This window comes from Paraburkholderia terrae, assembly GCF_002902925.1.
Lineage (GTDB): Bacteria > Pseudomonadota > Gammaproteobacteria > Burkholderiales > Burkholderiaceae > Paraburkholderia > Paraburkholderia terrae.
This window is the reverse complement of the sequence record NZ_CP026111.1, coordinates 1,647,650-1,667,591: the sequence shown is the minus strand read 5'-3', so window position 1 is coordinate 1,667,591 and position 19,942 is coordinate 1,647,650. Positions and strand designations below refer to the sequence as shown.

Genomic DNA, 19,942 nt, shown 5'->3' with positions numbered 1-19,942 from the left:
GGCGGACAATCGGGACCTTGCGTCATTGGTCGTATTGCTCGTCGCTCACCTTCTCCATCCATTGAACGTTCGAGCCAACACGAACCCTACAAAGATATCCGGCCATACCTCGTCTGACTAGGCGCTAAAATCGGCATACACCTATGAAACGGGTTCATCAATGCCACGCGAAAATTTCAACGACCTGCTTGCGTTCATCGCCGTCGCGCGCGAGCGCAGTTTCACGCGCGCCGCCGCGCAACTGGGTGTCTCGCAATCAGCGTTGAGCCACACGATCCGGGCGCTCGAAACGCGGCTCGGCCTTCGGCTACTGACCCGCACGACGCGCAGCGTCGCCCCGACCGAGGCCGGCGAGCGCCTCCTTGAGACAGTTGCTCCGCGTTTCGAGGAAATCGAGGCCGAACTGGCTGCCGTCACCGAACTTCGCGACATGCCGACGGGCACGATCCGCATCACTGCAACCGACTATGCGACCAGGACCATCCTCTGGCCAAGGCTGTCTAAAGTGCTTCGTCGCTATCCTGAGATCAAGGTCGAAATCATCACGGACTACGGTCTCACCGATATCGTCGCGGATCGCTATGACATCGGCGTTCGCAACGGCGATCAGGTCGCGAAGGACATGATCGCCGTCCGTGTCGGCCCCGACATGCGCATGGCCGTCGTCGGCACGCCCGCTTACCTGCAAAAGCACGCGGCCCCCAGGACACCGCAAGACCTGATCGCTCACAATTGCATCAACCTGCGTCTACCTACACATGGCGGCTTCTACGCATGGGAGCTAAAGAAGGGAAAGCGGGAGATTCAGGTGCGCGTAGAAGGGCAGCTTGCCTTCAACGGCACCTATCAAATGCTCGACGCGGCTTTGTCGGGGTATGGACTCGCCTACATTCCGGCAGACATCGCTCAGCCGCATATCATGGCGGGCCGCCTTGTCTGCGTGCTCGAAGACTGGTCGCCGACATTCGCCGGCCTCCATGCGTATTACGCGAGCCGCCGCCAGTCCTCGCGCGCGATGAAGGTGGTGATCGACGCGCTCCGCTACAGCCCCTGAACGCGGTCGCTTGATTCATGAATGAGGTGCATAAGAGCTTGCGGTTTTAAGGTCTTTATCGATAGACCGTCAATTCCTATCATTTCACCTGGTCAGCATTCAGGTGAGACGGACATGGATGGAATCTTTCAAGGCAAGGTCGCGCTGGTGACAGGCGCGGGTTCAGGACTGGGACTTGCCGCAGCACAGGCATTTGCCGCCGAAGGCGCTCGCGTCGTACTCGCGGATGTCGACAAAGGCGCGGTTGAAGCGGCAGCAGCCCGGCTTGTCGCTTCAGGACATCAGGCCCTCGCTGTGCAATGCAACGTTGCCGACGAGGCGCAAGTCAAAGCGATGGTCGGTCTGACTGTCGCCACCTACGGACGTCTCGATGCGGCGTACAACAACGCAGGCATCAACAGCCCTGTCGCCGAAACGGCCGACGCCAGCGGCGACGAGTTCGAACGCGTACACGGCGTGAACCTGCGCGGCGTGTGGAACTGCATGAATTACGAACTGCTGCAGATGCGCGAGCAGGGAAGCGGCGCGATCGTCAACTGCTCGTCGCTCGGCGGGCTCGTGGGCATTGCAGGCCGTGGCGTGTATCACGCATCGAAGCATGGCGTCATCGGACTCACGAAAAGCGCCGCGCTCGAATACGCAGCGAGAGGCATCCGCATCAACGCCGTGTGCCCCGGCATCATCGAAACCCCGATGGTCGCGGACATGCTGGAGCGCGAACCCGAAGCGATGCAAGAACTCATGAAGGAGCAGCCCATCGGCCGGCTCGGACGGCCCGATGAGATCGCCGCGGCAGTGCTCTGGTTGTGCAGCCCAGGCGCGAGTTTCGTGATCGGTCACGCACTCGCCGTCGATGGCGGCTACACCGCCCGTTAAATCAAAAGGAGCACGACATGGAATACGGATATCTGGGCCGCAGCGCCCTCAAGGTTTCGCCCTTGTGTTTGGGCGCGATGATGTTCGGCGGCGAAACCGACGAAGCGACTTCGAAACGCATCATCGACAAGGCGTTCGATCAGGGCATCAATTTCATCGATACGGCTGATGTCTACCACGCCGGCCGCTCGGAAGAAATCGTCGGCCGTGCGATCGCCGAGCGCCGCGATAGCTGGGTGGTCGCGACGAAGTTCGGCTATCCGACCACGCAAGGTCCAAACGAACAGGGACAGTCGCGCAAGTGGATCATGCAGTCGGTCGAGGCGAGCCTCAAGCGCCTGGGCACCGACTACATCGACGTTCTGTACTTTCACCGCGCGTTGCTCGATGCACCGCTCGAAGAAGGCGTGCATGCGATTGGCGATCTGATCCGTCAGGGCAAGGTGCGCTACTTCGGCGTGTCGAACTTCCGTGGCTGGCGCATTGCCGAGGTCGTGCGGCTTGCGGATCAACTCGGCATCGACCGGCCGGTTGCGAGCGAGCCGCTTTATAACCTGGTGGACCGTACCGCCGAGGTTGAACAGTTGCCGGCGGCGGCGCACTACGGCGTGGGCATCGTTTCATATAGCCCACTCGCCCGTGGCGTGCTGACCGGCAAGTATGCCGTGGATGCTCCCCCGCCCTCAAACACGCGGGCGGGCCGCGGCGACAAGCGCATCCAGCAGACGGAATGGCGGCCGGAGTCGCTGGCGATTGCGCAAAAGGTAGCGGCCCACGCCGCCGGGCGCGGCACGACGTCGATCGCGTTCGCGCTGGCGTGGGTGCTCAAGAATCGGCTCGTCAGTGCGGCGATTGCGGGTCCGCGTACGGAAGCGCATTGGGACAGCTATATCGAGGCGCTGAAACTGCAACTCGGACCCGACGACGAAAAGTTCGTCGATAGCCTGGTGCCGCCTGGACACGCGTCGACGCCGGGTTACACGGATCCCGGTTACCCGGTCGAAGGTCGCCGGGCGCGCTAGGTGCGTAGCCCGTCAGCAGCGATTGCCGAGGCATTCGACTACGCCCGGAGCATCGCGCCGCTTACTGACGGACGCGACTGGCACGTCACGCTTCTCATGTAGCACATACTATTGCCAGGTATCGCCACCGCCTCCCATCATGCCAACAGACCATCAATCGACCGCCGCTGCCACGAAGCATGATGCGCAACATCATCGCGTGCGGACGCTGCTGATCCTCAGTACGCTGATGGCCTTCGCGTCGATCTCGACGGACCTGTACCTTCCCGCGTTGCCGGCCATGGCCGATGCGCTCCACTCCGACCCCGGCACGTTGCAACTGACGATCTCCGGTTATCTCATTGGCTTCAGCCTGGGCCAGCTTTTGTGGGGACCTGTCAGCGATCGTCACGGCCGCCGGTTACCCGTCGCGATCGGCCTTGTTCTTTTTATCTTCGGCTCCGCTGGCTGCGCGATATCGGGGGACGCACACACCCTCATCGGCTGGCGGGTGCTGCAAGCAGTCGGCGCATGCGCAAGCGTGGTCATTTCCCGCGCAATGGTGCGCGATCTGTACAGCGGTGTACGCGCCGCGCAAATGATGTCGACCCTGATGACCGTCATGGCCGTTGCACCGTTGATAGGACCGAGCGTCGGCGGCTTGATTCTCCACGTTGCGTCATGGCGGGCGATCTTCTGGGTACTCGTCGCCGTCGGTATCGCGACGCTCGCAGGGCTTTACTGCCTCCCTGAGACCTTGCCCGGCGAGCGTCGCATTCGCGGCCCACTCGGGAACTCACTTGCCGGTTATGCCAGCCTGTTGCGCAATCGAAGCGTGCTCGGATACTCCGTAAGCGTAGGATTTTTTTACGGCGGCATCTTTGCCTATGTTGCGGGTACGCCGTTCGCCTACATCACCTACCATCACGTGTCGCCGCAGCACTACGGCGTGCTGTTTGCTGCGGGAATCGTCGGCATCATGATCACCAACCAGATCAACGCCCGGCTCGTCGCGCGTTTTGGCAGCGATCGTCTGATGCGTTTTGGCGCAATCGTAGCCGGGCTCGCCGGTGCTCTCCTCGCGTTTGATGCGGGATCGGGATGGGGCGGCCTGATCGGCCTCGTGCTACCGCTCTTCCTTTTCGTCTCGACCAACGGGTTCATCAACGCCAATGCAATCGCGGGTGCGCTTGGCGCTTGCCCCGAGCGCGCAGGCGCCGTCTCTGCACTGATCGGCTCGATACAGTATGGCGCCGGTATCGCGGGGTCGGCGTTGATCGGGTTCCTCGCGGACGGCACGCCCCGCCCGATGGCGTACGTCATTGCGTTGATGGGCATTGGTTGCTGGCTCTCGACGCGCCTTCTCGTGCCGCGCGAAAACGTGAAGCAAACATGTGCGAATACCGTCGCCTGACGCGCAGCGGGTTGGGCGTAGCGATTGACTCGCGGTGACGTCTCTACGCTGCCCGCTCAAACGCCACACCACATCGCTGGAGCGCCGCATCGAACTTCGCCAACGAGGCGCGGCCGTGAGGACGATTCGACCTGCCTCTCAGCCGCGTTAGCCGCGATACTTCAACGACTCAATGATCTGTCATCGTCGACGTGCAGTGGCAATTGGCCAGGCGCATGCAACCGCACGCACCGAATGATTCCCGCAAGCACGGAAATGCGCTATCTCCAGCCCTCAATGCTTCGAACCAAACGAGTTCTGATCGCGAGATACCGCTCCGCAAAACGGCATGCGGTACGCGTGGTCTTCCTCATCGACCTGCCGCATGCGGCGTTCGAGATCAGCCAGATCGCTCGACGACGCGAGATAGTCGCCGTGCGAAGAAACGTCGTGGCTGGAAACCATGTTTCCGAGGAAGTGGGAAAGGCGTGCAAACATGATGTGCTCCTTGTCGTATTAAAGGCGGCGTTCGCCGTATTGCGTCACCACCCGACACAGCGCACATGACATGGGGTCGGTGAACCCGCTTCACGTGCACCGCTGATGTGAAGCAGATTAAGTCCCGTGAATTAGCTTCGAATGAGCATTGAAAAGGACGGAAAGGATTCAGTGCCCTCATCCAGCGCTAATTCTCATATTCGATCATGGACACAGATGGGCGATTGATGCGAAAACGCCCGACCGTGACCGTGACTGGTATGAGAAGCACCCTGGAGACACATCAAATGAGCACTTTCGGCGACAGCATCGCCCCCACCCATTCGAGATCCAAACGCTACGGCCTCTTCGTCTGCCTCATGGCAGCGCTCGCCGGCCTGCTGTTCGGTCTCGACATCGGCGTGATTTCAGGCGCCCTGCCCTTTATCGCGAAGCATTTCGTTCTGAACGACCGTGCGCAGGAATGGATCGTCAGTTCGATGATGGTCGGAGCGGCGATCGGCGCACTCGGTGCCGGCTGGCTATCGTGGCGGCTCGGACGCCGCTACGCGCTTGCGCTGGCGGCGGTACTGTTCATCGTGGGCTCGCTATGGTCGGGGTTCGCGGGCAGCCCGGCCGATCTGATCGGAGCGCGCTTGCTGCTGGGCCTTGCGGTCGGCATGGCGTCCTTCACGGCGCCGCTGTACCTTTCGGAGGTGGCGCCACGACAGGTGCGCGGGGCCATGATCTCCACGTATCAACTGATGATTACAGTCGGGATTCTGGCGGCCTTCCTGTCGAACATCGGGCTTTCCTACGTGGCCGACTGGCGCTGGATGCTGGGCGTTATCGCGATCCCCGCCGGGTTCTTCCTGGCCGGCGTTCTCGCCCTCCCCGACAGTCCGCGCTGGCTGCTTCAGCGCAACCGGGCAGCGGAAGCTCGCGCCGTCCTTGAGCGCCTGCACGGCAATCCGGCTGACGTTCAAGCCGAACTCGCACAGGTCACCGAGGACAACACGCGACCCCAGCGCGGATGGAGCCTGCTGCGGAAGAACCCGAACTTTCGTCGTTCCGTGCTGCTCGGCATCGTGCTGCAGGTCTTCCAGCAGCTCACCGGCATCAACGTCGTGATGTACTACGCGCCGCGCATTTTCGAGCTGGCCGGCTTCGGCACCCATGAGCAGCAATTGTGGGCTACCGTCATCGTCGGCCTTGTCAACGTCGTGGCAACGTTTGGCGCGATCGCCTTCGTCGATCGTTGGGGCCGCAAGCCGATTCTCTATGCGGGATGCGCGGTCATGGCATTCGGGATGTGCTCGCTCGGGTTTCTGCTGCATGCCGGTGTGGCAGGTCTCACGGCGCAGATTCTGGCCGTTGCGGCGCTGCTGCTTTTCATCGCAGGCTTCGCCATGTCCGCTGGTCCGCTCGTGTGGATTCTCTGCTCGGAGATTCAACCCCAGCAGGGACGGGACTTCGGCATCGCTGTCTCAACCCTGGTCAATTGGGTGGCCAACATGGCCGTCGCGGCCACGTTCCTCAGCCTGTTGTCCACGGTTGGCGAAGCGAACACCTTCGTGCTCTATGCCGTCCTCAACGTGATCTTCGCGATCGTGGTGTTCTTTTACGTACCCGAGACTCGCGGCGTCTCGCTCGAGAAGCTGGGTAACGACCTGATGGCTGGCAAGCGCCTGCGTGATCTGGGCAAGGGGAACTGACGAGTGGCTCGAAGCGGCCGCCGGGCACTCACCATTGGCGTGCGTGGTCATCGTTCGGCGGTCAGATCCGGGTGAGGTAGCGTCTGAACCGGCATCCCGTCGATCTGCGCCGCGCGAAGTACTAAAGTAAAGGAAACAACGCGCGCGCCACCCCACACGACGCGGACACCAACCAGGAGCGACGCCATGAAATTCATCGTGCATTGGGTCAGAAATCCGGGTGTGACACCGTTCGAAACAGGTCAGCGAAGAAAGGAAGTCGAGGCGCTGCGTCCCGCCGGGTTGAAGGTACTCGACGCATGGTATGCGGTTGGTGAACCCGAAGGCGTCGGAATCGTGGAAGCCGATGACGCGCGCGATATCGCGGTGCAGATCGCCAGATATGGCAATCTCGTCCGCTTTACCGTGACCCCGGCACTGTCCCGCGAAGAATGGGAGGCAACGCTCGCAACCGTGCCCGACGACGCCCCGCTATGACATCGCCCGCGATCCGCATCCTCCTCGCCGACGATCACGCGCTGATACGCGAAGCCCTTCGCCAGATCCTGAACAGCTGTCCGAACTTCGAAGTCGTCGGCGAAGCGGCTAATGCCGCTGGCACAATCGAGCTGGTGCGCTCGACGCAAGCGCAGATCCTGATACTCGACCTGTCGATGCCGGACCGCAACGGTATCGAGGTGATCCGCGTCGTCAAGGACATCGAACCCGCGCTCCGCATTCTCGTGCTGACGATGCACGGCGAGCACCAGTACGCGGTCCGCGCGTTCAAGGCCGGCGCATCCGGCTACCTCACCAAGGAAAGTGCGAGCGGCGAACTTGTGAGCGCTTTGAACAAGATCGCGAACGGCGGCGTATACATGAGTCTCGCGATGGCCGAGCGGTTTGCACTCAATCTTCATGAGCCACCCGATACGCTGCCGCATCAATGCTTGAGCGACCGGGAACTCGACGTATTCCGGCGCATCACGGCGGGTGAAACGATCGGTGAGATTGCAGCCCAGCTATGCGTGAGCACGAAGACCGTCAGCACCTACAAGGCGCGTATTCTGGAGAAGATGCACATGCCGCACGCCGCGGCGCTGGTGCGTTATGCGATGCGCCACAAACTTTTCGGCGACAGCGAAGAACTGTGAGTGCGACGCGTGCGTTGTCCACGCAACTGCCCTGCTCGACGACATGCCGCGACCGGCCTGCGCGCGCCGCCGGATCAGCGCGACTTACTGCGCCGCCATTTGCTTCCTGATAAACGCGACATACCCATTCTGCGTTTTCAGGATCTTGCTTGCGCAGTCGTCATAATCCGAGCCCTTCGCGTTGTCGGGACCATACATGCCCCGACACTGCGCAAACAGCGTGAGCGTCGCGCCACCCGGTCTCGCGACGCGTGTCGCCGAGAACGACACCTTGCCCGAACTGTAAGGCACATCGGTTTCGATCGCCACGGCGTCCGCGCGCGTGACGGATGTATCGGAATGCTGCTCGACGTAGCGCTTCGTCGCCACCCATGCGGCGTCGCACTGCGCGCCGTCGCAGTTGACGGCCGCATTGCGCTGCGCAGCGGCAAGGCTGGTTTCGTTATTCGAGTATTCCTGGGCCTGGCGCGCCTCCTTTTCGGCAGACGAGCATCCTGCGAGCACGAGCGCGGCGAGCGCAACGACATGGATTTTTTTCACGAGCGGGGCTTCCTTTGCGACGGTCGAGCGCGATTATAGCTGTGCGACAGATGCGTACACAGATCCGCTCTATCGACGGAACCGCTGTTACCGGCGGCTCACGTTGCGTGAATGCCGGCGACGACCGTCGCGCCCTTCCCTCCGGTTGCCTCCCGTCTGGAGATCGCCAAACCGGTTCAGGAATCCGTCGCCCAGCGAGCCCCTTCATTGCCGCAAGTTGCCCCACAGGAAGTTATATTCGACAGCTTGCGATTGCGCTGCATCCAGACCGTCCACGCTACCATGGCCGCCGTCCGCCTTCTCGAGAAGCCACACATCCGGATGCCCTTGAGCCTGCATTCGCGCAACCATTTTTCGCGCATGCCCCGGATGAACACGGTCGTCACTCGTCGATGTCACGAACAGCACAGGCGGATACGTAGCGTCGCCAATCACACAGTGATACGGCGAATAGGCCGCGAGCGCCAATGCATGATCCGGATCGTCCGGATCGCCGAACTCCTCGAGCCAGGAGGCACCGGCATGCAGCAAGTGATAGCGCTCCATGTCGAGCAGCGGCACCTGGCACACGACGGCGCCGAACAGCGCCGGGCGCTGCACCATGCACGCGGCCACCAGCAGTCCGCCGTTGCTGCCGCCCTGAATGCCGAGCTGCGCGGGCGTTGTCATGCCATCGGCGATCAACTTCTCGGCCACGGCAATGAAATCGTCGAACGCGCGTTGCCGATGCTCGCGCTGCGCGGAGGTGTGCCAGTCCGCGCCGAATTCTCCACCGCCGCGAATGTGCGCGATGACGGCCACGCCATTTCGTTCGAGCCAGCCGACACCCAGCCCAGGATCGTAGCCGGGCACAAGCGGCACGGCGAAACCGCCATAACCCGTCAACAGGCACGGGCATGGCATCGGCGCCGTGCCTTCGAGCACCGCGCGGGGACCCATCACCGTATACGCCACCCGTGTGCCGTCCCGCGATAGAGCATGATCGCGTCGAACAGCAAGCGAGTCAGCATCGAACTGCGCAGGCCATAGTTCCAGCGCCGAACCTTGCGACAGGTCTTCGACAGCGAGATCGGCCAGCGAGTATTCGGGCGGTTGCAGGCAATCATCGACATAGACGTATGCTTCATCGTTGAGTGTCGTCTCGATCGGAGTCAGGCTGACCTGCGACGCATCCCGTACGGGAAACACGCGGGAATGCCACGACCAGTTGCCATCGGCCATCTGCCGCGGCTGCCACACCATGTTGCGACACTGCACGTCGTCGAGCCACGACACGATCAGATAATGGCGCGTCGCAGTCCACTCGCACGCTGATGTCGTCCCTGTGGGCTTAAACAGCGGGACGAAATCGCGGTTGCCTGCCAGAAAAGCCTGTTCGCGCACCGCCAGCAAGCCGCCGTTTGCGTGCGTGCTGCCGCCACATGTCCAGTCGAGCCGTGGCTGAAGCAACAGCCATCCGTTCCAGGCGCCGACGGCCACATGCGCGGGTACGTCATAGCGCGTCCAGTTGCCGTCGTCCGATAGATGATAGGTATGCGAATCTTGGAAACCGACGTCCCGAAACATGGTGTGCCGTTGTTCGATGGGATCATAGGCGCCGTCGACGCTGACATCGTCGAATTCACCCCGAAACACGACGGGCGAATCGGCAAGACTGGTGCCGCGGACCCAGCGCCTGACTTCGCGCGGGTAACCCGACCGCGTCACTGTGTCGTCACCGCCATCCCAGCCGACATAGACGGTATCGCGATCGATCCATTCGACAGCATGCTTGCCGGCGGGTTCGATGACAAACCCGTCGCGCACGAAACGACGCCGCTCGATATCGAATTCGCGTACGACGACTGAATCGCCGCCGTCCGGCGACAACAGGATCAGTGCGCGATCGCCGTCGGGATGGAGAATGGCGAGATCAGAGAGCATCCATGGCGTGCCTTCCGCCCTGCCCAACGCATCGAAATCGACCAGGGTTCGCCAATCAGACGCGCGATCGCGCCAACTCGCCCAGGACGTGCGACGCCACAGCCCTTTCGGATTGTCCGCGTCGGTCCATACGTCGTACGCCCAATCCTTCATTCGAGCGGGAATGACGGGTCGCTCGGAAGGCAGGAACGCGCGCTCCAGTTTTGCAAGGAGATCGTCGTATAGAGGACCGCTGCACCAGGCGGCATGCGTACGTGCGTTCTGCTCATCAACCCATCCACGAGCAGCGGGATTGTCGAACGCTTCCAGAAAAAGAAAAGGATCGGGACTATCAGGCCAGATTGATGTTCGGGTCATATGAGTTAACGATTCTGATAAGGATCACATATCAAATCCATAACAACAGACCCAGTCGAATTGCGAATGTTTCCGGCTCGTGCGTCTTTTTCCGCTTGAGTTGACGAACATCAAATCTGACGCTTTGTTGCCGATGTGCCATGGCCATCACGGCGAGCATCGTAAAAGCGCAAACGCGCGCCCCGCCGAAACGGGACGCGCGTCAATCAAACTTTCGTGGCATCCGCGGCACGCGCCCCACAGAGCACGCCCTGCGAATCCCGCGACGAATGAAGGTGCGTTTCGAAGCGCTTAGAAGCGGTGGCGAATACCCACGGTGCCAACCACTTGCGAATCCGTCGACGACGCACTGACGCCGACGATATGCGCGGTAATGCCCGAGCTGCCCGTGCTGCCGACGTGCTGATACGCCGCTTCAGCATACACATCGGTGCGCTTGGACAGTGCGTAATCCGTTTGCAGCGTGAGCTGGTGGTACTTCGGATCGACGCCTTGCAGGCTTGCGTCCGTGTACGTGTACGCACCCGACAGCGTCCACGCCGGCGAGAGCGCGTAACGGCCATTCAGTTCGAAGTTGGTGAAGTGCGCGCCCGTGCCGTTCAGCGTGAAGCCGCTCGACGTGCCCGACGCCGTTGCACCGATCGACGTTGCGTTCGCGAGCTGCGTCTGCGTGAACACGAAGCCGACGTTAGCCGGGCCGAACGCGTAGCTGACGCCCGCGCCGTACGTGCGTTGACGCGAAGCCGTGAAGGTCGCGTCGCTGCTCACGGCGCCGCTCGAGTTGCTCGTGCCTGCGCCGTTCAGTTGCAGGTAGGCCGCCGCAACCTTCAGGCCGCCGAACGTATACGTCGCGCCGACGCTATATGCGCGGTTGTCCGAGAAGCCGTCCGCTTCGTTCGAGAAGCCATACATCGCGCCGACCTTGAAGCCGGCGTAATCGACGCTCTGATACTTGACCGAGTTGCTGACGCGGAACGAGTTGTTCAGGTTGTCGTTGTCGTACGGGTGCGAGGCGAGCGTGCCGCCGTATTGCGTGCCGTTCAGCGACAGCGGACCCAGGTTGTCGACGAGATTGTCGTACTGGCGGCCGAGCGTAACCGAGCCGTACTGGTTGCTCGCGAGGCCGACGAATGCCTGGCGGCCGAACAGGCGGCTGTTCTGGCCCATGTTGCCAGTCGACAGATTGAAGCCGCTTTCCAGAGTGAAGATCGCCTTCAGACCGTTGCCGAGATCTTCCGAGCCACGCAGGCCCCAACGGTTGCCGTTCAGGATGCCGCTGGCCTGCTGGATGTTGCTATGACCGCCGGAATTGCTGGAGTACGTCAGGCCCGTATCGAGCAGGCCGTAGAGCGTGACGGAATTTTGAGCGTGCGCGGCACCGGCCGTGCCGAACAATGCGAGCGAGAGGGTCGAGAGTACGAGCTTTTTCATCTTTTCTCCATTTTCCGATAACGAATGCTATCGTGGCGCGGAGAATATCTGATTGAATCGGCTTTGCGACTTTGTCGTTGTGTTTAAACCACCCTTTAAATGCTTTCTCAATCTTCCCTGTAATGGCATTCGTAATTTTGATGGTGCAGGACTTCATATGAAATGGGGCGCACCCCTCTCGCGGATGCGCCCCAAGTGCCCAATTCTAGCTGTTCTCGGAATACAGGCCTGCGGATTTTATGGGATCGACCATTAACTCTGCAAGCTGTGCGTTGCATATTTATCTTTCTCATTCTTATAATGGTAAGACAATGCAATTGGATCACCCCATTTCAAGCCAGTTTAAATCTGTCAATAAATAATTGATAAATCCGCGTATTGATTTTTGCCCGGTATCCAGGCATTGCGCGCCTCGATACTTGACGCCCTTGCCCGCCAGCAGGCATCTGAAAGCAGCCGCTGTTACCATCGGTCGCGCTGCGCCAGACGCCGTGCTTCCAGCACGCACCTTCGATTCCTCCAACAACATCACCTACGCTCGAACCGAAAGAGACATCCCGTGCATCTCACCGCCGCCCTGACTCCGTGGTCCGCCCACGACACACGCCTCATTCTCTCGTGCGCGCTTGGCCTTGCGCTCATCATCGTCTTCATCAGCGCGCTCAAGCTCGCGCCGTTCCTGTCGATCCTGATCGGCACGTTCGCCGCGGGCTTCGCCGCGCAATTGCCGCTCGATGTCGTCGCGAGCTCGTTCAGCAAAGGCGCGGGCGCGCTGCTCGGCGACGTCGGCATCATCATTGCGCTCGGTGCGATGCTGGGCGCGCTGATGGCCGATTCGGGCGCGGCCGACCGGCTCGTGTCGACGATCCTCGAACACTCCACACCGCGCCGCCTGCCCTGGTTGATGGCGCTCGTCGCGATCATCATCGGCTTGCCGCTGTTCTTCGAAGTGGGTCTCGTGATGATGGTGCCCATCATCTTCGTGATGGCACGCCGCTCGCAGCAGCCGATCCTGCGTATCGCGATTCCCGCGCTCGCCGGCATGACCACACTGCATGCGCTATTACCGCCGCATCCGGGTCCGCTGATCGCCGTGAGCGCGCTGCATGCCGATCTCGGCATCACGCTCGGCCTTGGGCTGATCGTCGCGATTCCCGCGGTGATCCTCGCGGGTCCGCTCTATGGCATCGCACTGTCGAAGCGGATGCAGATCGCCGAGCCGGAAGAAATGGGCAAGCTGTTTCGCGCCGCGTCGACGCAAACCGAACTGCCCGGCTTCGCCATATCGCTGGTGACGATTCTGATGCCCGTCGTGCTGATGCTTGGGCGCACGGTGGCGAAACTCGCGCTTGCAAAAGACACGCTGCTGTTCGACACACTCGACTTTCTCGGCGAGCCGATCATCGCGCTTGGGTTGACGGTGATCTTCGCGATCGTCGCGCTCGGCTGGTCGCGTGGCATGTCGCGCGATCGCGTTGGCGGCATCCTGCGGAAGAGCCTGCCGCCCATCGCGGCGCTGCTGCTGACCATCGGCGCGGGCGGCGGCCTGAAGCAGACGCTCGTTGCCGCGGGCATCAGCACGACGATCGGCAAGATCGCCGTCGGCGCGCACATGCCGTTGCTGTTGCTCGCGTGGCTGATTGCCGTCGCGCTGCGTCAGGCGACGGGCTCGGCCACGGTCGCGACCACGACGACGGCGGGCATCGTGGCGCCCGTCGTCGTGGGGCTATCGGCGACGCACAACTCGTTGATGGCGCTCGCCATCGGCGCTGGTTCGGTGTTCTTCTGCCACGTCAACGACGCGGGTTTCTGGATGGTCCGCGAATACTTCGGGCTGCAACTGAAGCAGACGGTGTTCGTGTGGTCGATTTTGCAGACTATCGTGTCGGTGGTTGGGCTGGTGGGGACGTTGGTGTTGTGGGGTGTGTTGAGCTGACGAAGCTCAGCGTTCGCTACGCAAGCCCAGCACCTGCAGGTAGGTGTCGAGCGAACGCTGAACGGCTTGCGCGACCAGTAACGTGATCGCACTGTAGTCATCGCTGACGCAGGCTTCATCCAGCGCATCGTAGTAGGCAAGGCGATCTTCCTTACGGATGATCGCCGGCGGATAGCCCGCCTTCATCAACTCGAAATTCAGTAACAGACGAGCCGTACGCCCGTTTCCGTCGACGAACGGATGAATCTTGACGAAACGCGTGTGTAATTCCGCTGCACGCGTGATCGGATGAAGCGCTTGCGCCTGAACATGCCACTCGACAAACGACGCCATTTCCGCCGGCAAATGGAGAAAATCCGGCGGCGTCGTGCTTGCACCCGCAATTACCTCGTTTTCTTGTCGATATCGCCCGGCTTCGCCGTCATCGATGCCTTTGAGAACGAGCGCATGAATGTTTCGGATTTGCCATTCGGACAATGGCTCCTGTTTCGCGACAAGCTCTTCAACGTATAGGATTGCATCGCGATGGTTGGTTGCTTCGAAATGCTCGCGAAGCGACTTGCCACCTACCGTGATTCCTTCCAGCACCACCTTGGTCTCGCGGAGCGTGAGCGTATTACCTTCGATCGCGTTGGAGTGATAGGTCCACTCAAGTGCCAGCTTCTCACGCAACGTCGCAAGCGAGTATTTCGGCAACGGGCGTGCTGCGTCAAGCTTCAACTTGCTGTTATCGATTGCTTCGAATGGCGCTGCGAAATGGAATGTCATCTGTACTCTTTGCGCACAAGGTACGTCGGATTGGCACCGTGCGTGCGCCGGATTGTAGCAACGTACCTGAACCGCACGTCCGATACGACAACGCACTCAATCCACCACCTCCGGCTCTTCGATCGCCTGCATCAAAAGCTCGAGAAACGCCTGCATCGTATGCGGCAGTGTGCGGCCCGCCATGGTCTGAACCTGCAGCGTCCGCTGATGCAATTCCGCATTCGTAATCGGCACAGCGGCAAGCCCATCGACGTCGAGCCGGCTGCGCACCGTCAGATAGCCCGTCAGCGTCACGGCATCCGTGTGCCGCACGAAGCTCTGCAGCGCCGCGTGATAGTTGCTGACGAACACCGGCTCGAAGATCAGTCCTTCGAGGCTGCATGAAATATCGAACAGTTGCCGGATCGTCACGCCCTGGTTGTCCATGGCAAGCGGCCACGGCGTCAGATCCTTCAACGACACCGACTCGCGCGCGGCAAGCGGATGACCGCGCCGCACCAGCGCGAAAATCGGCGCGCGCTGCGAATAATGCACGTTGATCTCCTTCTCCGGCGCAAGGCTGAAACACACGGCGATATCGGTCGTCCCCTCCCTCACTCGCTGCGTCGCCACGGAAGGCGCGGAGACGTCGAGCTGAAAATGCGTCGACGGATACGTCTTCAGAAAATGCGCAAACACCTGCGGCAGAAAATGCGGCGCGACGCCTTCGGAACTGGCGACGCGTATCGTCGCGCGGCCCTCCTCGGCCAGCCCGCGAATCTCGCCGACCACGCGCTCGGTTTCGAGCAGGCTGCGCCGCGCATAGTCGGCCAGCATCCGTCCCGCGTCGCTCAGCACCATCCCGCGCGGACGCCGCTCGAATAACGGCGTGCCCAGTTCCTCTTCGAGCTTGCCGATCTGCCGGCTCAACGCCGACACGGCGACGAAGAGCCGCTCCGAAGCCTTGCTCAGCGACCCGCTGCGGGCCACTTCCAGAAAGTAACGCAGTGCAGTGTTGTCCATGTCTGCTTTGCCGTTTCGGCAACGATTCGTGGCAAATATTGTAATTGTGCAGAAATATCGGCGACCGCACGATCGATTCGACTACTACCCCACGAATGCGCGCAGACCACCGCGCGAGGAATAGGTGCTCAGTTGACTCGTAACATCGCCATTCAAAACGCCGCCAGCCAATACGATTCCGGCCGTTTCCTCGACGATCTGCGCCGCCGCGTCGCGTATCGCACGGAGAGCCAGGAAGCCGACAGCGGCGCGCGCCTGCGCGGCTATCTCGACGACGAACTCACGCCGCTGCTCACGCAATGGGGCTTCACCTGCCGCGTCGTCGACAATCCGGCAAAGGGCGCAGGCCCGTTCCTGATCGCGCATCGCCACGAAGACGACGCGCTGCCGACGGTGCTCAGCTACGGCCACGGCGACGTCGTGCGCGGCTACGACGCGCAGTGGCGCGACGGCCTCACGCCGTGGGACGTCACCGTCGACGGCGAACGCTGGTACGGCCGCGGCACCGCCGACAACAAAGGCCAGCACAGCATCAATCTCGCCGCGCTGAAGGCCGTGCTCGACGCGCGCGGCGGCAAGCTCGGCTTCAACCTGAAGCTGCTGTTCGAAACGGGCGAAGAAGTCGGCTCGCCGGGTCTGCACGCACTGTGTACGCAACTGCGCGACGAACTCGCCGCCGACGTGCTGATCGCCTCCGACGGCCCGCGCCTGTCCGCGCATCGCCCGACGCTCTTTCTCGGCTCGCGCGGCCTCGTCAATTTCAAGCTCGAACTGACGCTGCGCGACGGTGGCCATCATTCTGGCAACTGGGGCGGCCTGCTACGCAATCCAGGCGTGGTGCTCGCAAATGCGATCGCGTCGATGGTCGATGCGAACGGCAAGATTCTCGTCGAAGGGCTGCGTCCGCCGCCGATTCCCGACTCGGTGCGGCGCGCGCTCGCCGGCATCGCCGTGGGCGGCAATCCCGGCGAACCCACCGTCGATACCGATTACGGCGAGCCGGGCCTCACGCCAACCGAGCGCGTGTTCGGCTGGAACAACCTCGAAGTGCTCGCGTTTCGCACGGGGAACCCCGACAAGCCCGTCAACGCGATCCCGCCGTCGGCCGTCGCGTACATGCAGATCCGCTTCGTGGTCGGCACGGACTGGCAGGCGCTGGAACGCGTCGTCCGCGAGCATCTGGACCGGCATGGCTTCGGCATGGTCGAACTGGAGGTGGAGCGCGGCGCGCCCGCGACGCGCGTCGATCCCGACAACGCGTGGGTCCAGTGGGCGCTGCGCTCGCTGCGTCAGACGACCGGCGACGAACCCGTGCTGCTGCCGAACCTGGGCGGCACGCTACCCAACGACGTCTTCGCCGACGTGCTCGGCATGCCGACGCTATGGGTGCCGCACTCGTATCCCGGCTGCTCGCAGCACGCGCCGAACGAGCATCTGCTTGGCCCCGTCGTGCGCGACGGACTTCGCATCATGGCTGGACTCTTCTGGGATCTCGGCGCGCAGGACACCCACGCAACCAATCCCGCACCGCATGCTTCGACAACCCTTGCATAAGGAAGTCGCAATGAACATGGATTCCGTCACCGCGCATCATCCGGGTCATTCGTCGCACGAAGCAATTGCGCAGCCGCTGTCGGGCAAGAGCGTCTCGCGCCTGATCATCGCGACATCGATCGGTAATGCGCTCGAGTTCTACGACCTGATTGCATACGGCTACTTCGCGACCACGCTGTCGAAGCTGTTCTTTCCGGCGCACAACGCGACCGTCTCGCTGCTGCTGACGCTCGGCACCTTCGCGCTGTCGTATCTCGCGCGGCCCGTCGGCGCGCTCGTGCTCGGCTCGTACAGCGACCGCAAGGGCCGCAAGGCATCGCTGACGCTGTCCATTGCGATGATGACGGTCGGCACCGGGATGGTCGCGCTGATGCCCACCTACGCGTCGATCGGACTGCTCGCGCCCATCGGCATTTTCGTGTCGCGGCTGTTGCAAGGTTTTTCGGCGGGCGGCGAGTTCGGCAGTTCGACAGCGTTCCTGATCGAACACGCGCCAGAGCGCAGCGGCTTCATGTCGAGCTGGCAGTTCTCCAGCCAGGGCGCCAGCACGCTGCTCGCGTCGGCGTTCGGCGCGGTGCTGACGGGCATGTTGACGCAGCCGCAACTCGAAGGCTGGGGCTGGCGCATTCCGTTCTTGTTCGGCATGTTGATTGGCCCTGTCGGGCTGTACATTCGCCGGCGCATCGATGAGACGCCCGAGTTCGAGCGCATCGAAAAAGCCCATTCGCCCGTGCGCGAAATGCTCGCGACGCAGAAGTCGCGCGTGCTGGCGTCGATCGGCGTACTGGTGCTGACCACGACGGCCAACTACATGATTCTCTACATGCCGACCTACGCGGCGCGGCAACTCGGCCTGGCGCCTTCGTCCGGCTTCATCGCGACGCTGATCGCGGGGCTGGTCGTCACGGTGCTCACGCCCATCGTCGGACACTGGTCGGACAAGGTGGGCCGCACGCGCATCATGCTCGGCGCGGGCGCGCTGTTTTTCCTGACGGTCTATCCGGCGTTCGTGTTCATGAACGCGCACCCGTCGCTGCCGACGCTGCTCGCCGCCGTTACATGGGTCGCGCTGCTGAAGGCCACCTACTTCGCGCCGATTCCCGCGCTGATGGCCGAGCTTTTCCCGCCCCGCACGCGCACCACGGGCATGGCCTTCGGCTACAACATCGGCACGACGATCTTCGGCGGCTTCACGCCGCTCGCGGTGGCGTCGCTGATCGCCGCGACGGGCAACAACCTCGCGCCGGGCCTCTATCTGATGATGGCCGCCGTCGTGAGCCTGCTGACGCTGGTCTGGGCACGGGCGCGGTTGAACGCACATTGAATCGAATCACATTGAATCGAATCCATCAGCAAGGAACAGGCACCTATGCAACACGATTTGCCGCAGGAACTCCGCGAGGCTATCCAGTTTTCGATCGACCACGAATCGCCGTGGGATCGTAACGCCGACGGCAAGTTCGGCGTGCATGTGAACGATCCGCCGCCGTGGAACCGGCTGCTCGGGCCGATTCATGACCGAGGGCCGGTGTCGGGTGCCGTGGCCGTCGATGGCCGGCTGCTCGCGACATGGGGCGAGCCGGATCGCGCCGACCTGACGTTCAGCATCGCGAAGACGTATCTGGCGCTGCTGGCGGGCGTCGCGCACGATCGCGGCCTGCTGCCCGATCCAGACGAGCCGGTACGCGTGCGTGTGCCGGGCATCGGCTTCGACGATCCGCACAACGCGCCCATCACGTGGACGCAGCTGTTGCAGCAGACGAGCGAATGGCAAGGCAAGTGCTTCAGCCTGACCGATCAGGCCGATCACTATCGCGCCGTGACCTTCGGCGATCCACCCAATGGCAAAAAGGGCGATCTGCGCCCGTTGCATCCGCCCGGCACGTACTGGGAATACAACGACGTGCGCATCAACCAGTTGTCGCTCGCGCTGCTGCATCTGTTCGGCAAGCCCTTGCCCGAGGTGTTTCGCGAGGCCATCATGCGGCCCGTCGGCGCGAGTGAGAACTGGCAATGGGTCGGCTATGACGACGCGTGGATCGACATCAACGGCACGCGTGTGCAGTCGGTGCCGGGTGGTTCGCACTGGGGCGGCGGCATGTCGGTGAGCGCGAACGATCAGCTGAAAGTCGCACAGATGCTGCTCGACGGCGGCGTCGCCAACGGACGCCGCGTGCTGTCGGCGCAATGGATCGCGCGGATGCAAACGCCCTGCGCGCTCGCGCCGTACTACGGCTATCTGGTGTGGCTCAACACGGGTCGCCGCGTGTTTCCGGGCGTGCCGGAAACGAGTTACTTCGGCGTCGGCGCGGGCAGTTCGTTCATGTGGATCGAGCCAGAGCGGCGCATCGCATTGATCGTGCGCTGGCTCGATTCGCAGTTCGCGGATGCGTTCTTCGGCAAGATGCTCGAAGCAATCGATTCGGTGTGCTCGCGATAGCGCGCCGCATCGTATCGATCAATCCGGCGCCGGGACGTTGAATGGCTTACCCGGCGTATGGACCCAGCTTGCGAGCACCTTCGCGCCGGACCGGCCGGCCTTCGTGACATGCACGAGATTGGCCGGCAGCGCGAACGACTCTCCCGCGCGATACACATGCGCCGCCTGGCCGTCGATCTGCACGGTGACCTCGCCTTCGAGCACGTAGCAGAGTTCCGGCCCCGACGCCTTGTGGCGCGGCTTGGACGCATTCGGCGGAAATTCGGCGATTCCCATGCCCAGCTCGCGATCGGTTGGCAAGACGGGTGCTCGTTGCAGGACGACTGTCTCTTTTGCTTCGGG

At 62.3% G+C, this 19,942-nt stretch carries 19 protein-coding genes; 11 read left to right on the top strand and 8 right to left on the bottom strand.

Annotated elements, in window-relative coordinates; genetic code table 11:
* Positions 1–160 precede the first annotated feature (160 nt).
* From C2L65_RS07465 to C2L65_RS07450, 4 genes are all read left to right on the top strand, one after another.
* Positions 161–1,054 (top strand): LysR family transcriptional regulator, encoded by an 894-nt coding sequence (locus C2L65_RS07465; RefSeq protein ID WP_042311493.1) that lies wholly within the window; start codon positions 161–163, stop codon positions 1,052–1,054.
* A 114-nt stretch (positions 1,055–1,168) separates the two neighbouring features.
* Positions 1,169–1,930: a glucose 1-dehydrogenase gene (locus C2L65_RS07460; RefSeq protein ID WP_042311491.1), complete on the top strand. Its 762-nt coding sequence runs from the start codon at positions 1,169–1,171 to the stop codon at positions 1,928–1,930.
* A 17-nt stretch (positions 1,931–1,947) separates the two neighbouring features.
* Positions 1,948–2,952, top strand: coding sequence for an aldo/keto reductase (locus C2L65_RS07455; RefSeq protein WP_042311489.1), 1,005 nt, complete (start codon positions 1,948–1,950; stop codon positions 2,950–2,952).
* 139 nt (positions 2,953–3,091) lie between these two features.
* Complete coding sequence (locus tag C2L65_RS07450; RefSeq protein WP_042311487.1) at positions 3,092–4,345, top strand: multidrug effflux MFS transporter; 1,254 nt, start codon at positions 3,092–3,094, stop codon at positions 4,343–4,345.
* 273 nt (positions 4,346–4,618) lie between these two features.
* Here the strand turns inward: C2L65_RS07450 and C2L65_RS07445 are convergent, their stop codons facing one another.
* The gene (locus tag C2L65_RS07445; protein ID WP_042311486.1) at positions 4,619–4,822 is read right to left on the bottom strand and encodes a DUF3563 family protein; all 204 of its coding nucleotides are present in this window, start codon (positions 4,820–4,822) and stop codon (positions 4,619–4,621) included.
* A 287-nt stretch (positions 4,823–5,109) separates the two neighbouring features.
* Between C2L65_RS07445 and C2L65_RS07440 the strand changes: the two genes are divergently transcribed.
* The 3 genes from C2L65_RS07440 (at position 5,110) to C2L65_RS07430 (ending at position 7,649) form a co-directional block, all read left to right on the top strand.
* Positions 5,110–6,516 carry a sugar porter family MFS transporter gene (locus tag C2L65_RS07440; RefSeq protein ID WP_042311484.1) on the top strand — a complete coding sequence of 469 codons (1,407 nt, stop codon included), beginning with the start codon at positions 5,110–5,112 and terminating at the stop codon, positions 6,514–6,516.
* Positions 6,517–6,702: 186 nt separating this feature from the next.
* Entirely contained in the window at positions 6,703–6,993 is a 291-nt protein-coding gene (locus C2L65_RS07435) for a DUF3303 domain-containing protein (RefSeq protein WP_042311482.1), read from the top strand.
* Positions 6,990–7,649, top strand: coding sequence for a response regulator (locus C2L65_RS07430; protein ID WP_042311480.1), 660 nt, complete (start codon positions 6,990–6,992; stop codon positions 7,647–7,649). The genes C2L65_RS07435 and C2L65_RS07430 overlap by 4 nt, the downstream gene beginning before the upstream one ends.
* Before the next feature lie 84 nt (positions 7,650–7,733).
* Here C2L65_RS07430 and C2L65_RS07425 read toward each other — a convergent pair whose 3' ends face one another.
* The 4 genes from C2L65_RS07425 to C2L65_RS45410 all read right to left on the bottom strand — a co-directional run bounded on the left by C2L65_RS07425 (position 7,734) and on the right by C2L65_RS45410 (position 12,429).
* Complete coding sequence (locus C2L65_RS07425; protein WP_042311478.1) at positions 7,734–8,189, bottom strand: lipoprotein; 456 nt, start codon at positions 8,187–8,189, stop codon at positions 7,734–7,736.
* A gap of 204 nt (positions 8,190–8,393) precedes the next feature.
* The gene (locus tag C2L65_RS07420; protein WP_042311476.1) at positions 8,394–10,469 is read right to left on the bottom strand and encodes a prolyl oligopeptidase family serine peptidase; all 2,076 of its coding nucleotides are present in this window, start codon (positions 10,467–10,469) and stop codon (positions 8,394–8,396) included.
* A gap of 291 nt (positions 10,470–10,760) precedes the next feature.
* Positions 10,761–11,900: a porin gene (locus C2L65_RS07415; RefSeq protein WP_042311474.1), complete on the bottom strand. Its 1,140-nt coding sequence runs from the start codon at positions 11,898–11,900 to the stop codon at positions 10,761–10,763.
* Positions 11,901–12,222: 322 nt separating this feature from the next.
* Complete coding sequence (locus C2L65_RS45410; protein WP_156132346.1) at positions 12,223–12,429, bottom strand: hypothetical protein; 207 nt, start codon at positions 12,427–12,429, stop codon at positions 12,223–12,225.
* Between the two features lie 30 nt (positions 12,430–12,459).
* Here C2L65_RS45410 and C2L65_RS07410 point away from each other — a divergent pair, with 30 nt between their 5' ends.
* Entirely contained in the window at positions 12,460–13,836 is a 1,377-nt protein-coding gene (locus C2L65_RS07410; RefSeq protein ID WP_042311472.1) for a GntT/GntP/DsdX family permease, read from the top strand.
* Between the two features lie 6 nt (positions 13,837–13,842).
* Here the strand turns inward: C2L65_RS07410 and C2L65_RS07405 are convergent, their stop codons facing one another.
* Complete coding sequence (locus C2L65_RS07405) at positions 13,843–14,604, bottom strand: Fic family protein (protein ID WP_042311470.1); 762 nt, start codon at positions 14,602–14,604, stop codon at positions 13,843–13,845.
* 96 nt (positions 14,605–14,700) lie between these two features.
* Entirely contained in the window at positions 14,701–15,606 is a 906-nt protein-coding gene (locus C2L65_RS07400; protein WP_042311467.1) for a LysR family transcriptional regulator, read from the bottom strand.
* A gap of 132 nt (positions 15,607–15,738) precedes the next feature.
* Here C2L65_RS07400 and C2L65_RS07395 point away from each other — a divergent pair, with 132 nt between their 5' ends.
* The 3 genes from C2L65_RS07395 to C2L65_RS07385 are packed head-to-tail and all read left to right on the top strand — an operon-like array spanning position 15,739 to position 19,600.
* Positions 15,739–17,160, top strand: a complete 1,422-nt coding sequence (locus C2L65_RS07395; protein WP_042311466.1) for a M20 family metallopeptidase — start codon at positions 15,739–15,741, stop codon at positions 17,158–17,160.
* A gap of 10 nt (positions 17,161–17,170) precedes the next feature.
* Entirely contained in the window at positions 17,171–18,484 is a 1,314-nt protein-coding gene (locus C2L65_RS07390; RefSeq protein WP_042311463.1) for an MFS transporter, read from the top strand.
* 45 nt (positions 18,485–18,529) lie between these two features.
* Positions 18,530–19,600 (top strand): serine hydrolase domain-containing protein, encoded by a 1,071-nt coding sequence (locus C2L65_RS07385; RefSeq protein WP_042311461.1) that lies wholly within the window; start codon positions 18,530–18,532, stop codon positions 19,598–19,600.
* A gap of 18 nt (positions 19,601–19,618) precedes the next feature.
* Here C2L65_RS07385 and C2L65_RS07380 read toward each other — a convergent pair whose 3' ends face one another.
* Positions 19,619–19,900 (bottom strand): cupin domain-containing protein, encoded by a 282-nt coding sequence (locus tag C2L65_RS07380; protein ID WP_233446484.1) that lies wholly within the window; start codon positions 19,898–19,900, stop codon positions 19,619–19,621.
* Positions 19,901–19,942 lie beyond the last annotated feature (42 nt).

Excerpts from the sequence above, each read along its gene's own strand:
- C2L65_RS45410 (WP_156132346.1), bottom strand. The coding sequence starts at position 12,429 with ATGTTGTTGGAGGAATCGAAGGTGCGTGCTGGAAGCACGGCGTCTGGC.
- C2L65_RS07420 (WP_042311476.1), bottom strand. The coding sequence starts at position 10,469 with ATGACCCGAACATCAATCTGGCCTGATAGTCCCGATCCTTTTCTTTTT.
- C2L65_RS07460 (WP_042311491.1), top strand. The coding sequence starts at position 1,169 with ATGGATGGAATCTTTCAAGGCAAGGTCGCGCTGGTGACAGGCGCGGGT.
- C2L65_RS07435 (WP_042311482.1), top strand. The coding sequence starts at position 6,703 with ATGAAATTCATCGTGCATTGGGTCAGAAATCCGGGTGTGACACCGTTC.
- C2L65_RS07400 (WP_042311467.1), bottom strand. The coding sequence starts at position 15,606 with ATGGACAACACTGCACTGCGTTACTTTCTGGAAGTGGCCCGCAGCGGG.
- C2L65_RS07415 (WP_042311474.1), bottom strand. The coding sequence starts at position 11,900 with ATGAAAAAGCTCGTACTCTCGACCCTCTCGCTCGCATTGTTCGGCACG.
- C2L65_RS07430 (WP_042311480.1), top strand. The coding sequence starts at position 6,990 with ATGACATCGCCCGCGATCCGCATCCTCCTCGCCGACGATCACGCGCTG.
- C2L65_RS07440 (WP_042311484.1), top strand. The coding sequence starts at position 5,110 with ATGAGCACTTTCGGCGACAGCATCGCCCCCACCCATTCGAGATCCAAA.
- C2L65_RS07445 (WP_042311486.1), bottom strand. The coding sequence starts at position 4,822 with ATGTTTGCACGCCTTTCCCACTTCCTCGGAAACATGGTTTCCAGCCAC.
- C2L65_RS07450 (WP_042311487.1), top strand. The coding sequence starts at position 3,092 with ATGCCAACAGACCATCAATCGACCGCCGCTGCCACGAAGCATGATGCG.
- C2L65_RS07390 (WP_042311463.1), top strand. The coding sequence starts at position 17,171 with ATGAACATGGATTCCGTCACCGCGCATCATCCGGGTCATTCGTCGCAC.
- C2L65_RS07455 (WP_042311489.1), top strand. The coding sequence starts at position 1,948 with ATGGAATACGGATATCTGGGCCGCAGCGCCCTCAAGGTTTCGCCCTTG.
- C2L65_RS07405 (WP_042311470.1), bottom strand. The coding sequence starts at position 14,604 with ATGACATTCCATTTCGCAGCGCCATTCGAAGCAATCGATAACAGCAAG.
- C2L65_RS07385 (WP_042311461.1), top strand. The coding sequence starts at position 18,530 with ATGCAACACGATTTGCCGCAGGAACTCCGCGAGGCTATCCAGTTTTCG.
- C2L65_RS07465 (WP_042311493.1), top strand. The coding sequence starts at position 161 with ATGCCACGCGAAAATTTCAACGACCTGCTTGCGTTCATCGCCGTCGCG.